This window comes from Streptomyces deccanensis (assembly GCF_022385335.1).
Taxonomy (GTDB): Bacteria; Actinomycetota; Actinomycetes; order Streptomycetales; family Streptomycetaceae; genus Streptomyces; species Streptomyces deccanensis.
The window spans coordinates 5,982,131-5,999,677 of record NZ_CP092431.1 but is presented as its reverse complement, the minus strand read 5'-3'; the positions used below and the strand labels follow the sequence as shown (position 1 = coordinate 5,999,677).

The window sequence follows — 17,547 nt, the reverse complement described above, 5'->3', positions numbered from 1 at the left end:
AAAGGGCGTACGACTCGAAAAACACACGAGTCGTACGCCGATGGTGCGGAGCGGTGCGGGTCAGGCGCCGGGGCCCCGGGAGCCGTCGCCGCCGGCCTGGCGGGTGTGCTCCGCGCGGGCGAGGGCCGCGTCGACCACCGCGTCCTCCTTGGCCTTGTTGGGGCCGCCCTGGGTCTTCACGATCACCCGGATGACGCTGATGAACAGCACGGCCATCACGAAGGGGGGCAGCAGCGCGGAGACGTAGTCCATGCGTCCAGGGTAGCCAGGGCTAGACGGCGGCCAGCTGTTGGGGCGGGTTCGCGGGCGGGGCGGCCGGTTTCCGCTTGGGCGGGAAGACCTCGCCGGGGGTGGGGATGGGGCGGCGGGCCGGGCGCGGGGCGTCGGGGCGGGGCACCGGACCGGGCTTGTCGGCTGGCTCGGCGGGTTCGGCGGGGCGGGACGGCCGCGCGGGCTTCGGCCGGGCGGGCTCGCCGGCGGCGCGCGCGGGGGCGTGCCACGTGTCCTGCTCCGCAAGTCCGCCGGGGAGCGCCGTGAGCCGGAGGCGCGAGCGGCCCGAGGCCGAGCGGGAGGCGGGGACGACGACGGCCGAGGCGGCCGCGCACCCCGCGAAACGGGCGCGCACGTCCTGTGCGACGAGCGGGCGGCAGCGCTCCAGGAGGGCCGCGGCGGTGGGGTTGCCGCGCAGGGCTCGCAGGGCGGCGAGGTCGTCCGGGAGGGGGCGGTACCCGGCGTCCAGGGCCTGCGTCAGGAGGGCCGCGTAGCCCGTGACCGTGCCGGGGAGCGCGGCGCGGTACCGGGCGAGGTCGGCCAGCAGGAAGGCCCTCAGACGGGCGTCCTCGCGGGCCGCCTCGTCGACGGACTCGGCGAGCCGGAGGCAGTCCTGCACCTCCTCCGCCGAGACGGGACTGGGGTTGAGGGCGAGGGCGAGGGCACGGCGGAGCACACGCAGCTCCTCGGCGCCGAACGCCATGCCGCCGCGGGTTCCGTGGGGCGTGGGCATGCGGCGACGATACGCGCTAATCAGACAAAACAGATGTGATGAGAGGGCGTGGCGCCGTCGGTTCCACCCGCGTGGGGGGCGTTTCGTGTCGGTCGGCTGCGGGCCGGTGGGGCTTCTCGCGCAGTTCCCCGCGCCCCTGAGAAACAGGGGGCGGGGAACTGCCCCCTCAGAGGCGTGACGCGTTGCGTTCGTAGACCAGGCGGAGGCCGATCAGGGTCAGCCACGGCTCGTGTTCGTCGATCACCGAGGACTCACCCAGCACCATCGGCGCGAGCCCGCCCGTGGCGATGACCGTCACGTCCTCGGGGTCGTCGGCCAGTTCGCGGACCATGCGGCTCACCACGCCGTCGACCTGCCCGGCGAACCCGTAGACGATGCCGGACTGCATGGCCTCGACCGTGTTCTTGCCGATGACGCTGCGCGGCCGGGCGACCTCGATCTTGCGGAGCTGGGCGCCCTTGACGCCGAGCGCCTCGACGGAGATCTCGATGCCCGGCGCGATGACCCCGCCGACGTACTCACCGCGCGCGCTGACCGCGTCGAACGTCGTCGCCGTACCGAAGTCCACGACGACGGCCGGCCCGCCGTACAGCTCGACGGCGGCGACGGCGTTGATGATGCGGTCGGCGCCGACCTCCTTGGGGTTGTCGGTGAGGATCGGGACGCCCGTCTTCACCCCCGGCTCGACGAGGACCGCGGGGACGTCGCCGTAGTAGCGGCGGGTCACCTCGCGCAGTTCGTGCAGCACCGACGGCACGGTCGCGCAGATCGCGATGCCGTCGATGCCGTCGCCCAGCTCCTCGCCCAGCAGCGGGTGCATGCCCATGAGACCCTGGAGGAGGACCGCCAGTTCGTCGGCGGTGCGGCGCGCGTCCGTGGAGATGCGCCAGTGTTCGACGATGTCCTCGCCGTCGAACAGACCGAGGACGGTGTGGGTGTTGCCCACGTCGATGGTCAGCAGCATGGCCCGTCCCCGTCCTACTCGGCCGCGCGCAGGTCGAGGCCGATGTCGAGGATCGGGGACGAGTGGGTCAGGGCCCCGACGGCCAGGAAGTCGACGCCCGTGTCCGCGTACGCCTTCGCGTTGGTGAGGGTCAGCCGGCCCGAGGCCTCCAGGAGGGCGCGGCCGTCGACGAGCGAGACGGCCTCCTCGCACTCGAGCGGGGTGAAGTTGTCCAGGAGGATCAGATCGGCGCCCGCGTCGACGACCTCGCGCAGCTGGTGCAGGGTGTCGACCTCGACCTCGATGGGCACCTCGGGGAACATCGCGCGGACGGCCTCGAAGGCCTGCGCGACGCCGCCCGCGGCGACCACGTGGTTGTCCTTGACGAGGGCCGCGTCCGACAGGGACATGCGGTGGTTGATCCCGCCGCCGCAGCGGACCGCGAACTTCTCCAGAGAACGCAGTCCCGGCGTCGTCTTGCGGGTGTCGCGCACCTTCGCCTTCGTGCCCTCCAGGGTGTCCGCCCACGCGCGCGTGGCGGTCGCGATGCCGGAGAGGCGGCACAGCAGGTTCAGGGCGCTGCGCTCGGCGGTGAGCAGGTCGCGGGTGGCGCCGGTGACGCTGAGGAGCTTCTGCCCCTCCTCCACCCGGTCACCGTCGTCGACGTGCCGCTCGACCTCGAACTCGTCGGAGCAGGCCACCGAGAGGACCGCCTCGGCGATTCTCAGGCCCGCCACGACGCCGCCCTCGCGGGCGGTGAAGTCGGCGGTGGCGCGCGCGTCCTCGGGGATCGTGGCGACGGTGGTCACGTCCACGCCGTGGTCGAGGTCCTCCTGGATGGCGACGTTGGCGATGTCCTCGACCTCCACGGGGTCGAGTCCGGCGTCGGCCAGGAGCTGGGCGAGCGCGGGATCGAGCCCGCACTCCAGGTATTCCTCGCTGAGGCCGTCGTCCGCGCCGCAGGCGCAGCCGTCGCCGCAGCCGCCGCTCTGGGCGAGGGGAAGGTCGGGGGTGCTCACGTCTGTCACTGCTCCTGCTGGTGCTGCCGGGTCGGGGGGAAGTCTGCGGTATCCGTGGTGTGTACGGCGAGCGTCCGGTCCGGATTCAGCCGTACGACGATGTGGCGGCGCCAGGCGGTGTCGTCGCGCTCGGCGCGGTCCTCGCGCCAGTGGCAGCCGCGGGTCTCCTCGCGCAGCCGGGCGGCGGCGACCAGGACGCGGGCCACGCACAGGAGGTTGGTGGTCTCCCAGGTGTCGACGCCGGGCTCGGCCGTCTTGCCGTTCTCGGCGAGGGCGTCGCGGGCCTGGGCGTGCAGCCGGTCCAGGGCGGCCGCGGCGGTGGCCAGGGACGCCTCGGAACGCAGGACGCCGGCGCCCTCGGTCATGGTTCGCTGGATCGCGAACCGTATCTCCGGGGCGAGCAGCGGGTGCGCGGGCTGCTCCGCGGGCGGGACGGGCTGGGGCACGCGCGCGTGGAGGCCGTTCCCGGCGTGGGTGGCGGCGATGTCGGCGACGATGCGCTCGGCGTAGACCAGGCCCTCCAGGAGGGAGTTGGAGGCGAGCCGGTTGGCGCCGTGGACGCCGGTGCAGGCGACCTCGCCGCAGGCGTACAGGCCGGGGACGGTGGTGCGGCCGTGGGAGTCGGTGCGGACGCCTCCGGAGGCGTAGTGGGCGGCCGGGGCGACCGGGATGGGCTCGGTGACCGGGTCGAGGCCGTGGGTGCGGCAGGCGGCGAGGATCGTCGGGAAGCGGTGCTCCCACATGTGCGCGCCGAAGTGCCGGGCGTCCAGGTACATGTGCTCCGCGCCCTGTTCCTGCATGCGGCGCATGATGCCCTTGGCGACGATGTCCCGGGGCGCCAGTTCGGCCAGTTCGTGCTGCCCGAGCATGAAGCGGGTGCCGCCGGCGTCGACCAGGTGGGCGCCCTCGCCGCGGACGGCCTCGGAGACCAGGGGCTGCTGGCCCTCCGCGTCCGCGCCGAGGAACAGCACCGTCGGGTGGAACTGCACGAATTCGAGGTCGGAGACCTCCGCCCCGGCGCGCAGGGCGAGGGCCACGCCGTCGCCCGTCGACACCGAGGGGTTGGTGGTGGCGGAGAAGACCTGGCCCATGCCGCCCGTCGCGAGGACGACCGCGGGGGCGTGCACGGCTCCCACGCCGTCGTGCTGGCCCTCGCCCATGACGTGCAGGGTGACACCGGCGGTGCGGCCCTCGGCGTCCGTCAGGAGGTCCAGGACGAGCGCGTTCTCGACCGTGCGCAGTCCCCGCGCGCGTACGGCCTCGACGAGGGCCCGGGAGATCTCGGCGCCGGTGGCGTCGCCGCCCGCGTGGGCGATGCGGCGGCGGTGGTGGCCGCCCTCGCGGGTCAGCTCCAGGCCGCCCTCCTCCGACTCGTCGAAGTGGGCGCCGGTCGCGATCAGTCGGCGTACGGCGTCGGGGCCCTCGGTGACCAGCAGCCGTACGGCGTCCTCGTCGCACAGGCCCGCGCCGGCCACCAGGGTGTCGTCCAGGTGCTGTTCGGGGGTGTCGCCCTCGCCGAGGGCCGCGGCGATGCCGCCCTGGGCCCAGCGGGTGGAGCCGTCGTCGAGGCGGGCCTTGGTGACGACGACCGTGGTCAGGCCGGCGGCCTCGCAGCGCAGCGCGGCGGTGAGGCCGGCGACGCCCGAGCCGACGACGACCACGTCGGCGTCGATGGACCAGCCCGGTGCGGGCGCGTGCAGTCGTATGCCTGTGCTGGTCACGAGGCGGCTCCGAAGGTCAGGGGAATGTTGTCGATCAGCCGGGTCGTCCCCACCCGGGCCGCGACGGCGAGGACGGCTTCGCCGGTGAAGTCGTCGGGGATGTCGGTGAAGTCGGAGGGGTCCACCAGGGCCAGGTAGTCCAGGGTGAGTGGCGGCTTCATGCGCAGTGCCTCGTCGAGGACCAGCCGGGCCGCCGCACGGACGGCGGCGGGGCCGCCGGGGGCGGACTTGGCCATGGCGTGCGCGTCGGCGGCGGCGCGGGACTCGCCGATCGCGCTCAACGCCTCGGCACGCGCGCGCGTGGCGGGCACCTCGCGGGCACGCGCGCGGAGCGCCTCCTGGGCGGCGTGCCGGTCGCGGCCCGCGAACAGCGCCTGGGAGAGCGCCAGGGCGGTGCGGCGCTCCTCGGTGGACAGGTACCGGTTACGGCTGGACAGGGCCAGTCCGTCGGGCTCGCGGACCGTCGGGACGCCGACGATCTCCATGCCGAAGTTCAGGTCGCGGACCATGCGGCGGATCAGGGCGAGCTGCTGGGCGTCCTTCTGGCCGTAGAGCGCCACGTCGGGGCGGGTGAGGTGGAGCAGCTTGGCGACGACGGTGAGCATGCCGTCGAAGTGCCCGGGGCGGGAGGCGCCCTCCAGGCGTTCCCCCATGGGCCCGGCGGTGATCCGGACCTGGGGTTCGCCGCCCGGGTAGACCTCGTCCACGGACGGGGCGAACACCACGTCCGCGCCCGCCTGTTCGGCGAGCTTGACGTCGGCGTCCAGGGTGCGCGGGTAGCGGTCGAGGTCCTCGCCCGCGCCGAACTGGAGGGGGTTGACGAAGACGGTCACGACGACCTCGCCCGCGTCGCCGGCGATCTCGCGCGCGGTTCGGACCAGGGTGGCGTGGCCCTCGTGCAGGGCGCCCATCGTCATCACGACGGCCCGGCGTCCCGTACGCGCGCGTGCGTGCAGTTCGTCGGCGGTGCGCAGCACGGTGATGGTCATCGGGCGTTCCCTTCGGTCCCGTCGGTGCCGCCCGCTCCGGTGGCGCGGTCCGTCCCGCCCGCGAGCACGCCGAGCAGATCCTCGGCCAGCTCCGGCTTGAGCAGGCCGTGGGCGAGGGCCCGGTCGGCGGTCGCGCGGGCCATCGCCAGATAACCGGCGACGGTGGCGGGGGCGTGCGCGCGCAACTCGGCGACGTGCGCGGCGACCGTGCCGGCGTCCCCGCGCGCGACGGGGCCGGTGAGGGCCGCGTCGCCCGAGCGCAGGGCGTTGTCCAGGGCGGCGCCGAGCAGCGGGCCGAGCATGCGGTCGGGGGCGGTGACCCCGGCCGTGCGCAGCAGCTCCATGGACTGGGCGACCAGGGTGACCAGGTGGTTGGCGCCCAGGGCGAGGGCCGCGTGGTACAGCGGGCGGTTCTCCTCGGCGATCCACTCGGGCTCGCCGCCCATCTCGATCACCAGCGCCTCGGCGGCCAGCCGCAGTTCGTCCGGGGCCGTGACCCCGAAGGAGCATCCGGCGAGCCGCTGCACGTCGACCTGGGTCCCCGTGAACGTCATCGCGGGGTGCAGCGCCAGCGGCAGTGCCCCGGCCCTGAGTGCCGGGTCCAGCACCTTCGCGCCGTACCGCCCGGAGGTGTGCACGAGGAGCTGCCCCGGCCGTACGGAGCCGGTCTCCGCGAGCCCCTCGACCAGCCCCGGCAGGGCGTCGTCGGGGACGGTCAGCAGGACCAGGTCGGCGTGGCGCAGCACATCGGCGGGCGGCATCAGCGGGACGTCGGGCAGCAGCTCGGCGGCGCGGCGCCTGGACGCGTCGGAGACCCCGGAGACGGCCACCGGGCGGTGCCCGGCCAGTCGCAGCGACGCTGCCAGCGCGGGGCCGACCCGGCCGGCGCCGACGACACCGACGGTGAGCCGGGCGGGGCGGTCCTTCGGGTCTGGTTGCTGGAATGTACTCACTCGGTGGCGGCCTTCCCGTTCCAGTCCGCTCTGGGTACCGGACGATTTCTCGTCATGTTAACGCGATTGGTTCGAGGGACGTTCGGTTGTCCACAGGCTGTGGGCGGCCGCGGCGCGTTTCCGCAGGTCGCGGTCTGAGCGTGCGCGCGCGTGGGCCGGGTGTGGGGGCCGTCCGTCGCGAAATCGGGGTGCCTGGCCGGACGGGCCGGGGGATGATCCCGGGATGAGTGAAACGGCGGACACGGCGCGGGCGGCGGACACGACGGGGACGGTCTCGCGGGGGGAGGCGACCGAGGGGTCCTCGGCGGCTCTGCGGTACCGGCGGCGCCAGGTCGCCCAGCGGGCGGCCGAGCGGGTGCTGGCGCGGACGAGCGCGCTGGCCACGGTCCGGGAGCGCCTGGCGCTCCTGGACGCCGCCGGGGACGTGTACGACCTGGACGAGACCGCCGACATCTACGGCAACGGAGTCGTCGAGACCCTGGAGGAGCGGACGGCAGCGCTGCTCGGCATGGAGGCGGCCGCGTTCTTCCCGACCGGCACGATGGCCCAGCAGGTGGCGCTGCGCTGCTGGGCGGCCCGCACCGGGAACCCGGCCGTCGCCCTGCACGCCCTGTCCCACCCCGAGATGTACGAGCGTCATGCGTTCAGCCAGGTCAGCGGCCTGCGGCCGGTGCGGCTGACGAGCGAGCCGAGGCAGCCGACCGCCGAGGAGGTACGCGGTCTCGACGAGCCCTTCGGCGCGCTGATGCTCGAACTGCCCCTCAGGGAGGCCGGTTTCCTGCTCCCCTCCTGGGAGGAGCTGGAGGAGGTCACCGAGGCGGCACGCGCGCGCGAGGCGGTCGTCCACTTCGACGGGGCCCGGCTGTGGGAGTCCACCGAGCACTTCGGCCGTCCCGTGGACGAGATCGCGGCCCTCGCCGACAGCGTCTACGTGTCGTACTACAAGTCGCTGGGCGCCTACGGCGGTGCCGCGATCGCCGGGCCGAGGACCCTGATCGACGAGGCGAAGGCGTGGCGGCACCGGTACGGCGGGCAGCTCTTCCAGCAGTTCCCCACCGCCCTGTCGGCCCTCGTGGGCCTGGAGCGCGAGTTGCCCCGGCTGCCGGAGTACGTCCGCCACGCGCGCGTGGTCGCGGCCGCGCTGCGCGACGGGTTCGCGGCGGCGGGGGTGCCGTGGGCCCGTGTGCACCCCGGGGAGCCCCACACCCACGAGTTCCAGGTCTGGCTGCCGTACGAGGTCGACGTCGCCGCGGAGGCCGCGGTCCGGCAGGGCGAGCAGACGAACACGCTGCTCTTCGCCCGCCCGTGGGACCAGGGCGGACCGGGCCTGGCCGTCACGGAGATCGAGGTGCGGGCCGCGGCCCTGGAGTGGACGGTCGACGATGTCCACGCGGCCGTGGCGGACTTCGTGGGGCTGGGGGAGAAGGTGGCCCGCGAGTAGGCCCGTGCGGCGGCCGCGGGTCCGGTGACGGGGGACGGACTCGGGGACTCTCGGAGGTGGGGGCGTTGTCAGTGGTCGGGGGCACCATGGGGGCATGAGTGTGCGCATCGACATCACCGGGCTGCGGCGGGAGAAGGTGGCCGTCGTGCCGTCGCCGTTGGCCGAGCTCGGCATGGCGCTGCACGTGCTGTCCGAGCCCGGGCACCACCCGGGGCTGCAGGGCTGGGTGACGGGGGTGACCGCCCGGCTCGACGCGCATCTCGCCGACCGGATGTCCGAGGCGGACTTCCTGTGGCGTACGTCGTTCTCGGACCTGTTCATGCCCTTCGCCGGGATCCCCGGTCTGGACACCCTCCCGGGCGCGACCCTCGCCGACGACCTCGATCTGCTGGACAAACTGACGGACGACCAGTTCGTCGACGCCGGGCTGGAGTTCGTCTGCTCCCCCGGGTACGCCTACGACTCGCGGCGGCCCGGTCCGCTGGCCGATCCGGAGATGCGGCGCCGCGCCCTGGAGCTGGCCGCCGCGCGCGGCCCGCGGCAACTGCTGTTCGCCCGGCGGCTGCTGGCGGACCCGCCCGGAGTGCGGGCCTGGCTGCGGCAGTTCCTGGAGGACTGCGACGAGGCCTTCTTCGCCGAGACCTGGTCACGGCTGTGCCACCCGCTCGCGGCGGACGCCCGCCACAAGACCGAGCTGCTGCGGCACAAGGGGCTCGCCGGGGCGTTGGGGGCCGTCTCGCCGTCACTCACCCTGGACGGGGACGGCGTGGAGGGCGCGGACGGGGCTGCGGGGCGGATCGTGGTGGACAAGCTGGTCGAGGGCCGTACGCACACCGGTGACGGCGGTCTGCTGCTCGTGCCGACCAGCCTGGGCCGGCCCCATCTCACCGTCCTGCACCGGTTCGGCTGGCAGCCGGTGATCCAATACCCCGTGAGCGCGGCCGAGCCCGCCGCCCCGCTCCCGGTCGAGCAGCTCGCCCTGCGCATGACCGCGCTGGCCCACCCCGTGCGGATGCGTCTGTGCCGCAATCTGGCCCGCAGCGCGAACACCACGGGCGAGCTGGCCCAGATGCTCGGCATGACCCCGCCGGAGATATCCCGGCACCTGGCCGTCCTCAAGAAGGCGGGCCTCCTCACGACGCGCCGCCGGGGCCGGTACGTGCTCCACCAGCTGGACGTGGCGGTGGTGGCCCGGCTGGGGAGCGACTTCCTGGAGGGCCTGCTCAGATGACGGGCCGTACCGAGGAGCCGTACGCCGACTACCTCGGCCCCGCGCCGGCCACCTCGCCCGTACGCCGACCGTCTCAGCCCTGAGCCGACCGTCTCAGCCCTGAGCCGACCGCCTCAGCCGTGTCCCCCCGCCCGTACCAACCCGGTCTCGTACGCCAGGACGACCACCTGGACCCGGTCGCGCAGGCCCAGCTTGGTGAGGATGCGGCCGACGTGGGTCTTGACCGTGGCCTCGGAGAGGACGAGGCGGGCGGCGATCTCGCCGTTGGAGAGCCCCTGGGCGACGAGGATCATGACCTCGCGCTCACGTTCGGTGAGCCGCTCCAGCTCCTTGTGCCGGGGCTCCGAGCCGGTGCCCGGGAGCATCGGCGCGAACCGGTCGAGCAGCCGCCGGGTCGTGGAGGGCGCGACGACCGCGTCCCCGCTGTGCACGGCACGGATCGCGGCCAGCAGTTCGCCGGGCGGCACGTCCTTGAGCATGAAGCCGGAGGCGCCCGCCTTCAGCCCGGAGAAGGCGTACTCGTCGAGGTCGAAGGTGGTCAGGATGAGCACCTTCGGCGGCTCGGGCTCCGCGCAGATGCGACGCGTGGCCTCGACCCCGTCCAGCTTGGGCATCCGGACGTCCATGAGGACCACGTCCACCTCGGTCGACCGTACGACCTGGAGGGCCTCGACGCCGTCGCCCGCCTCCGCCACGACCTCCATGTCCGGCTGGGCCGCCAGCACCATCCGGAACCCGGTGCGCAGCAGCACCTGGTCGTCGACGAGCATCACGCGGATCGCCATCGGTTCCTCTTCCGTCTACAGGTGTCAGCGGCCGTCAGGCCTGGTCAGTGCGCGGGCTTCAGGGGCAGCAGGGCGCTGATCCGGAAGCCGCCGCCGGGGCGGGGGCCCGCGTCCAGCGTGCCGCCGACCATACCGACGCGCTCCCGCATCCCGATGAGGCCGTGCCCCTGACCGTCGGCGCCGCCCTCCTCGTACAGCTCGTGGGGCGCGCCCTTGCCGTCGTCCTCGACGAGCAGACCTAGGCCGTCGTCGAAGTAGACCAGCCGGACACTCGCACCGGCGTTCGGGCCGCCGTGCTTGCGGGTGTTGGTGAGGGCCTCCTGGACGATGCGGTACGCCGTCAGCTCCACACCGCTGGGCAGCGGGCGCGGGGTGCCCTCGATCTTGAAGTCGACAGGCAGCCCGGCCACCCGGCACTGCTCGACCAGGTCGTCGATCTGCTCGACGTCGGGCTGCGGGACGTACTCGCCGACCTCCTTGTGCTCGCCGGTGCGCAGCACGCCCAGCAGGCGGCGCATCTCGGCGAGGGCCTGGCGGCCGGTGGAGGAGATCGTCTCCAGGGCCTTCTTCGCCTGGTCGGGGGCGGCGTCGAGGACGTACGCGGCGCCGTCGGCCTGGACGACCATCACGGACACGTTGTGCGCGACGACGTCGTGCAGCTCACGGGCGATCCGGGCCCGCTCGGCGGCGACCGCGACCTTGGCCTGTGCCTCGCGCTCCTTCTCCAGGCGGGCGGCGCGCTCCTCCAGCTGCGCGAAGTACGCGCGGCGGGTCCGTAGCGAGTCGCCGAGGACCCAGGCGAGGGCGAAGGGCACGGTCAGGAACAGCGCGAGCACCGCGTTGCCCATCGTGCTCGTGTCGTCCTCGGTCCAGCGCAGCTGCCCCAGCGTCGCCGCGCAGAGGCCGCCGCCCAGGGCGAACCAGGAGGCCCAGCGGGCGCCGTTCGCCGCGACCGTGTAGATGACCACGAGCATCGCGAAGTCGGCCGGGATGCGAGGCACGTCGAGGATGAGCTGCGCGATGCCCGCCGCGGCGGCCAGCATCAGCATCTTCTCGGGCATACGGCGCCGCAGGGCGATCGACAGACAGAGCACGAGCGAGATCACCACGAAGGCGGTCTCGTTCATGCCGGTCGCGTAGTCGGGGTCGATCGCTCCGCCGGCCATGGTCACCGCGAGCAGGACGACGGCCCAGAAGCTGTCGACCCAGGTCGGGTGTCGGCGGAGGAAGTCATAGAGGCGCTGCACGTAACCCAGCGTAGGGAAGCGCGCGGTGTGCCCGGGTCAACCGGAGGGCCGATCCATGACGGGGGCATGTACTCCCCAAGGTGGAGGCGGCCTTGGCCGTTCCGCTTAGCCTGGCGTGATGAGGGATCGTCCAGGAGTCCGGGAGGGTGCGTCGGTTCGCGGCTGCGGGTCATGTGGGACCGGTCACGCCCACGCGGCGGAGACGCATACGTCAGGGTCCCGCTCCCCTGAGGGGGCGCGGCCGTGGCGGGCGGCGGCCGAGGAGGCGCTGTACGGGCCGGGGGGCTTCTATCTGCGGCCGGACGGGCCCTCCGCGCACTTTCGCACCTCCGTGCACGCCTCCGCGCTCTTCGCCGCCGCCGTGGCCCGGCTGCTGTGCCGGGTGGACGAGGTGTTGGGGCGGCCCGGGGAGCTGGACTTCGTGGACATGGCGGCCGGGCACGGGGAGCTGGTGGGCGGGGTGCTGGACGCGCTGCCCGCCGATGTCGCGTCCCGCACGCGCGCGTACGCCGTCGAACTGGCCGACCGGCCCCCCGGTCTCGATCACCGCATCGAGTGGACGGCCGAGCCGCCGACGGGGATCCGCGGGCTGCTGTTCGCCAACGAGTGGCTGGACAACGTGCCCGTGGACGTCGTCGAGGTGGACGCGGCGGGCGTGGCGCGGCTGGTGCTCGTGGCGGAGGACGGCGGCGAGACGCTCGGGGCGCCCGTCGGCGGGGCCGAGGCGGAGTGGCTGGGCCGGTGGTGGCCGCTCGCCCCGGAGGAGGGGCTGCGGGCCGAGGTCGGGCTGCCCCGGGACCGGGCGTGGGCCGCCGCCGTGGCGGGCGTCGAGCGGGGGCTCGCCGTCGCCGTCGACTACGCGCACCTGGCGGGCTCCCGGCCGCCCTTCGGGACGCTCACCGGGTTCCGGGACGGGCGGGAGACCACGCCGGTCCCGGACGGGTCGTGCGACATCACCGCGCATGTGGCACTGGACGCGTGCGCTCTGCCGGGGGCCCGGCTGCTCACCCAGCGGGAGGCCCTGCGCGCCCTGGGTGTCACCGGCGGCCGTCCACCGCTCTCCCTGGCGACCAGCGACCCGGCGGCGTACGTACGGGCCCTCGCGGGCGCGGGCGAGGCCGCCGAGCTGACCGCGCCGGGCGGCCTGGGCGACTTCGGGTGGCTGCTGCAACCGGTCGGCATCCCGAACCCGCTGCCCCGCGACTAGGAAGGCAGGCCGCCCTACTTGTCGATGTCCCCCACCACGAAGAACAGCGAGCCCAGGATCGCCACCATGTCGGCCACCAGCGTGCCCGGCAGCAGTTCCGTGAGGGCCTGGATGTTGTTGTACGAGGCGGAGCGGAGCTTGAGGCGGTACGGGGTCTTCTCGCCCTTGCTGACGAGGTAGTAGCCGTTGATGCCGAGGGGGTTCTCGGTCCAGGCGTAGGTGTGCCCCTCGGGGGCCTTGAGGACCTTCGGCAGACGCTGGTTGACGGGGCCGGGCGGGAGGTCGGCCAGCCGGTCCAGGCAGGCGTCGGCGAGGGCGAGGGCGTTGTGCGTCTGCTCCAGCAGGCACTCGAAGCGGGCGAGGCAGTCGCCCTCGTCCCGGGTGACGACCCGCAGGACGTCCTGGAGGTCGCCGTACGCCAGGTACGGCTCGTCGCGGCGCAGGTCGAAGTCGACACCGGAGGCGCGGGCGATCGGGCCGCTGACCCCGTACGCGTGCACGGTCTCCGGCGTGAGGACGCCCACGTCCCGCGTACGCCCCCGGAAGATCTCGTTGCCGAGCACCAGGTCGTCGAAGACGTCCATCCGGGAGCGGACGTCGGCGACGGCCGCACGCGCGCGTGCGGTCCACCCCGCCGGCAGGTCCTCCTTCAGACCGCCCACCCGGTTGAACATGTAGTGCATCCGCCCGCCGGAGATCTCCTCCATCACGTTCTGGAGCTCCTCGCGCTCCCGGAAGGCGTAGAAGACCGGGGTGATGCCGCCGAGCTCCAGCGGGTACGAGCCGAGGAACATCAGGTGGTTCAGGACCCGGTTCAGCTCGGCGAGGAGCGTGCGCATCCAGACCGCGCGCTCCGGGACCTCCATGCCGAGCATGCGTTCGACGCCGAGGACGACGCCGAGTTCGTTGGAGAAGGCGGAGAGCCAGTCGTGGCGGTTGGCGAGCATGATGATCTGGCGGTAGTCACGCGCCTCGAAGAGCTTCTCCGCGCCCCGGTGCATATAGCCGATCACCGGCTCGGCGTGCTGGATGCGCTCGCCGTCGAGGACCAGCCGAAGCCGCAGCACGCCGTGCGTGGACGGATGTTGCGGGCCGATGTTCAGCACCATGTCCGTGCTCTCGGCGGCACCGCCGATACCGACCGTCGTCTCTCGGGTCTCCGTCGGGGGGGTCATGGGCACAGTCTGTCGTACGTACGCTTTCGGAATGGAGACGGGGAGCTTGGGGACCTTCGAGGACGGCGCCGGACCGGCGGAGGACGAGCCGGTCTGGACGGGCCTGCCGCCCGGCCTGCTGCGGATGAGACGGCTGCTGCTGGTGGTGTGGCTGGTGCCGATCACCGCCGGTACGGCCGCCCTGCTGGGCTGGCTGGCGGGGCCGCCGTGGGCGGCGTTCGCGCTTCTGCCCCTGGGGCTGCTGCTCTGGGGGTGGTCGATGCTGGGCCGCAACTGGCGGTCGTGGCGGTACGCCGAACGGGCCGACGACCTGCTGATCAGCCGAGGCGTGCTCTGGCGCGAGGAGACCGTGGTGCCGTACGGGCGCATGCAGCTGGTCGAGGTGACCTCCGGTCCCGTCGAGCGGCACTTCAACCTGGCGAGCGTGCAGCTGCACACGGCCGCGGCCGCCACGGACGCCTGCATCCCGGGCCTCGACCCGGCCGAGGCGGAACGCCTGCGCGACCACCTGACCCAGCTGGGCGAGGCCCGATCGGCGGGGCTGTGACGGTGTCGGCACAGGACGCGGGCGGGGCGCTGGGGGACGACGCGGTGGGGGTCGACGGAGCGGGGGCGGAGAAGCCGGTCGTCGAGCATCGGCTGCATCCGGTGACGCCGTTGCGGCGGGCCTGGGCACCGGTGGCCGTACTGATCGGATGGGGGGTGCACGATCCGGACGGCGCACAGCGGCAGCTGCTGCGGCTCGACACGACGACCCTGCTGATCGGGCTCGCGGTGTTCCTCCCGGCCGCCGCTCTCTACGGCTTCCTGACCTGGTGGTTCACCCACTTCGCGGTGACGGACAGCGAACTGCGCATCCGTACGGGCCTGTTGTTCCGCCGCACGGCCCACATCCGTCTCGAACGCATTCAGGCCATCGACGTCACCCGCCCGCTGCTGGCCCGGATCGTGGGCGTGGCCAAACTCAGACTCGATGTCGTCGGCACCGACAAGAAGGACGAGCTGGCGTATCTCGGCGAGGCGCACGCCGGCGCGCTGCGGGCCGAACTCCTGGCCCGCGCGGCCGGTTTCGCGCCGGACACCGCGCACGAGGTCGGCGAGGCGCCCGTACGGCAGTTGCTGAAGGTCCCGGCGGGCGTGCTGGCGATGTCCCTCGTCCTGACCGGCGCCACGTGGGGGACCTTGGTGGCCGCGGTCGTCGTCCCGTCCGTGCTGTGGTTCGCCACGGAGAGCGTGTGGACCGTCCTCGCGACCGCGCTGCCGCTCCTCGGCGCCGCCGGGGCGAGCAGCGTGGGACGGTTCGTCGCGGAGTACGACTGGACGGTGGGCGACTCCCCCGACGGGCTCCGCATCGACCACGGGCTCCTCGACCGGGCCCACGAGACGGTGCCGCCCGGGCGCGTGCAGACCGTGCGCCTCGTCGAACCGCTGTTGTGGCGGCGCCGCGGGTGGGTCCGGGTCGAGCTGGACGTGGCGGGCTCGACCAACTCCGTCCTGCTGCCGGTCGCGCCGCGTGAGGTGGCCGAGTCGGTGATCGCGCGGGTGCTGCCGGGGGTGGACGTGCCGGGCGCGACGGCGCTCGTACGGCCGCCGGGGCGCGCGCGATGGTGCGTGCCGTGGTGGTGGCGGGGGTACGGGCTGGCCGTCGACGACAAGGTGTTCGCGGCGCGGCACGGGCTGCTGCGCCGCCGGCTCGACCTCGTACCGCATGCGAAGGTGCAGAGCGTGCGGCTGTCCCAGGGGCCCTGGAAGCGGCACAAGCGGCTCGCCGACGTGCACGTCGACACCGGCGCCAACAAGACGGTGACGGCGCGACTGCGCGACGCGGACGAGGCGGCGGCCCTGCTGCGGGCCCAGGCGGAACGCTCCCGAACGGGCCGCCGGGAGGCGCTGCCGGACCGGTGGATGGCGTAGGACACGGCGGGGACGGGGGACTTGGCGGGGATGGGGCGCGCATCAGGAAGCCGGTGTCTGCCGGGGCGGGGAGATCCTGAACCGCCCGGACAGACCTACGGCCGCCCACCAGAAGGGGTGGGCGGCCGCAAGGGGGACGCGGTGACCTCCGTCGGCTAGGACGCCGCCGTGCGCAGTCCCTGGAGGTCGATCTGTTCCGTCTCGTCGTGCGCCGTGAGGTCGATGACCTGGCCGATGCCTCGGGCGGCCTCGTCGGCGCGCTTGAACCGGGCCTCCGACTCGGCCTTGTGGAGCGCGAGCGCCTCCTGGCCGACCACGTCCGCGAGGTCCTCGTTCTGTACGGCGTCCAGGGCGTCCGCCTCCTTCTGCGTACCGAAGAAGTCGAACCCTCCCTCGACGGCCGTCTTCCGCTGCGGCGCCGCCGGAACGACCGCCACGGCCGTGGGCACCGTGAAGTGACCGGCCGGCGGAAGCGCGGGCAGCGCCGCCTGCACCACCGGCCCCGCCTGCTGTCCGTGCTCCACACGGCCCGAGGGCGCCACGCGGGTCAACTCCCCGACCCCCGTCGAGTCGGCCGGCGCGGCCGCCACGGGTACGGGGCCACCGGCCGCGCGCTCGTGCCCCTGGGGCGCCGCCGACCTCCCCACCGCGTCGCCCTCCTCGGCGGTGAGCACCGGAACCGGCTCCTCCTCCGCCTCGGCGGAACGTCCCTGCCGCGTGCCCCCGTCCGTCGGCCCGTCCGGATCACCCTTGGGAGAAGGACCCTTCGGGGAACCGCTCCCCTTCGCCCCCTCCCCCTTGGCCGTTTCATCGGCGGGCTCGGTGGACGGAGCGGGCTCGGTGGACGTCTCGACCGGCTCGCCCCCCAGTTCGTCCACCGATTCGCCGATGAGCTCTTCGGACGGCTCATCGCTCGGCTCAGCGACCGGATCACCGGCGGGCTCGCCCCCGGCCTCCGTGCTGGAGTGCTCGGTGCTGGGCTCCTCAGCGCTGGAGTCCCCGGAGTCGGACCCCTCGGGTTCGAAGCCCTCGGACGCGGTCTCCTCCTCGGCCCCGGTCGCTACGGACTCGGCGGCACCCTCCTCGTCCGCCCCGGCCTCCTCCGCGCCCCGCTGCGTGATGATCCGGTCCAACGCCGAGTTCGCGCGCAGGAAGAGAGACGAACCGGTCGGCGAGAACACCGAGGTGACCGACTTCTCCGCCTTGGCGTCGCCCTCCGCACCCTTTTCGGCCGAAGTCCCCGTACCCGCCCCGCCCGTAGCGTCCCGTGCCGCCGCCTTCGCCGCCGCGGCCTTGGACGCCGTCTCCCACGAGGCCCAGGGCGCACCCTGCACAGGCACCCCCTGGGGCGGCACCGTAGAGGTCCGGGACGCCGCCGTGGCCCTGTCGCCGTCGCCGTCACCCGCGTCCGCGTCGGCCGCCGGCAGCGCCCGCGCGTCCTCGGGGCCGGTCGCCTCGATCTCCAGCAGACGGCGGCCCTCCAGGGCGCTGGCCCGCTCGGTCTCGGCGGTGGCATAGCGCCGCAGCAGCGCCGCGTGCTCGTTGCGGAGGTTGGCCAGTTCGGTGCGCTTGGCGCGAAGCTTGTGCTCCAGCTTGGTGCGCAGCTCACGGGACTCGTCGAGGTCGGTCTCCAGTTCGGCGACCTTCTCCTCGTGACGCCACTCGTCGCTCGCCCGCGCGCGCGTGAGGTCGGCGACGCGTTTGCCCGCCTCGACGTCCCAGCGGCGCATGACCGCCGCGCCCACGGCCGCGGTCGCCGCTGCGACGGCGGCGGTGACCCGCAGCACCGACGGTTCGGAGAACATCCATGGCCCAAGGGCGCAGACGAGCGAGACGCCTGCGATCGCCGTGGGGGGCAGCAGCCTGTGCAGAGGCGGTGAATGGCGGTGACGTCCACGTGGCATGGCCAGAAACTTACC

At 73.8% G+C, this 17,547-nt stretch carries 16 protein-coding genes; 5 read left to right on the top strand and 11 right to left on the bottom strand.

Annotated elements, in window-relative coordinates:
• Positions 1-60 precede the first annotated feature (60 nt).
• The 7 genes from L3078_RS26745 to L3078_RS26715 form a co-directional block, all read right to left on the bottom strand.
• Positions 61-252 carry a hypothetical protein gene (locus tag L3078_RS26745; RefSeq protein WP_239756474.1) on the bottom strand — a complete coding sequence of 64 codons (192 nt, stop codon included), beginning with the start codon at positions 250-252 and terminating at the stop codon, positions 61-63.
• 19 nt (positions 253-271) lie between these two features.
• On the bottom strand, positions 272-1,003 hold the full coding sequence (locus L3078_RS26740) for a hypothetical protein (protein ID WP_239756473.1): 732 nt from the start codon (positions 1,001-1,003) through the stop codon (positions 272-274).
• Positions 1,004-1,169: 166 nt separating this feature from the next.
• Positions 1,170-1,967: a type III pantothenate kinase gene (locus L3078_RS26735; protein ID WP_239756472.1), complete on the bottom strand. Its 798-nt coding sequence runs from the start codon at positions 1,965-1,967 to the stop codon at positions 1,170-1,172.
• A 14-nt stretch (positions 1,968-1,981) separates the two neighbouring features.
• Positions 1,982-2,965: a carboxylating nicotinate-nucleotide diphosphorylase gene (nadC, locus tag L3078_RS26730; RefSeq protein ID WP_239756471.1), complete on the bottom strand. Its 984-nt coding sequence runs from the start codon at positions 2,963-2,965 to the stop codon at positions 1,982-1,984.
• Positions 2,966-2,970: 5 nt separating this feature from the next.
• Positions 2,971-4,686 (bottom strand): L-aspartate oxidase, encoded by a 1,716-nt coding sequence (locus L3078_RS26725; protein ID WP_239756469.1) that lies wholly within the window; start codon positions 4,684-4,686, stop codon positions 2,971-2,973.
• Entirely contained in the window at positions 4,683-5,675 is a 993-nt protein-coding gene (panC, locus tag L3078_RS26720) for a pantoate--beta-alanine ligase (RefSeq protein ID WP_239756468.1), read from the bottom strand. The genes L3078_RS26725 and panC overlap by 4 nt, the downstream gene beginning before the upstream one ends.
• Positions 5,672-6,628, bottom strand: coding sequence for a Rossmann-like and DUF2520 domain-containing protein (locus L3078_RS26715; protein WP_239756466.1), 957 nt, complete (start codon positions 6,626-6,628; stop codon positions 5,672-5,674). Before L3078_RS26715 ends, panC begins: the two co-directional genes overlap by 4 nt.
• Before the next feature lie 223 nt (positions 6,629-6,851).
• Here L3078_RS26715 and L3078_RS26710 point away from each other — a divergent pair, with 223 nt between their 5' ends.
• On the top strand, positions 6,852-8,069 hold the full coding sequence (locus L3078_RS26710; protein WP_239756464.1) for a threonine aldolase family protein: 1,218 nt from the start codon (positions 6,852-6,854) through the stop codon (positions 8,067-8,069).
• Between the two features lie 94 nt (positions 8,070-8,163).
• Complete coding sequence (locus L3078_RS26705; RefSeq protein ID WP_239756462.1) at positions 8,164-9,300, top strand: DUF5937 family protein; 1,137 nt, start codon at positions 8,164-8,166, stop codon at positions 9,298-9,300.
• Between the two features lie 113 nt (positions 9,301-9,413).
• Here the strand turns inward: L3078_RS26705 and L3078_RS26700 are convergent, their stop codons facing one another.
• Entirely contained in the window at positions 9,414-10,085 is a 672-nt protein-coding gene (locus L3078_RS26700; RefSeq protein WP_045562630.1) for a response regulator, read from the bottom strand.
• A gap of 44 nt (positions 10,086-10,129) precedes the next feature.
• On the bottom strand, positions 10,130-11,332 hold the full coding sequence (locus tag L3078_RS26695) for a sensor histidine kinase (RefSeq protein WP_239756461.1): 1,203 nt from the start codon (positions 11,330-11,332) through the stop codon (positions 10,130-10,132).
• Between the two features lie 118 nt (positions 11,333-11,450).
• On the opposite strand from L3078_RS26695, the gene L3078_RS26690 reads away from it, so the two are divergent.
• Entirely contained in the window at positions 11,451-12,539 is a 1,089-nt protein-coding gene (locus tag L3078_RS26690) for an SAM-dependent methyltransferase (RefSeq protein WP_420864104.1), read from the top strand.
• A gap of 14 nt (positions 12,540-12,553) precedes the next feature.
• Here the strand turns inward: L3078_RS26690 and L3078_RS26685 are convergent, their stop codons facing one another.
• On the bottom strand, positions 12,554-13,714 hold the full coding sequence (locus L3078_RS26685) for an NADH-quinone oxidoreductase subunit D (RefSeq protein ID WP_239756455.1): 1,161 nt from the start codon (positions 13,712-13,714) through the stop codon (positions 12,554-12,556).
• Between the two features lie 31 nt (positions 13,715-13,745).
• Between L3078_RS26685 and L3078_RS26680 the strand changes: the two genes are divergently transcribed.
• Both L3078_RS26680 and L3078_RS26675 read left to right on the top strand, forming a co-directional pair.
• A complete protein-coding gene (locus tag L3078_RS26680; protein ID WP_239756454.1) occupies positions 13,746-14,261 on the top strand; it encodes a PH domain-containing protein in 516 nt (171 codons plus the stop codon).
• 29 nt (positions 14,262-14,290) lie between these two features.
• Complete coding sequence (locus L3078_RS26675) at positions 14,291-15,628, top strand: PH domain-containing protein (RefSeq protein WP_239760480.1); 1,338 nt, start codon at positions 14,291-14,293, stop codon at positions 15,626-15,628.
• A 155-nt stretch (positions 15,629-15,783) separates the two neighbouring features.
• Here the strand turns inward: L3078_RS26675 and L3078_RS26670 are convergent, their stop codons facing one another.
• Entirely contained in the window at positions 15,784-17,433 is a 1,650-nt protein-coding gene (locus L3078_RS26670) for an ICP22 family protein (protein ID WP_239756453.1), read from the bottom strand.
• Between the last annotated feature and the right edge of the window lie 114 nt (positions 17,434-17,547).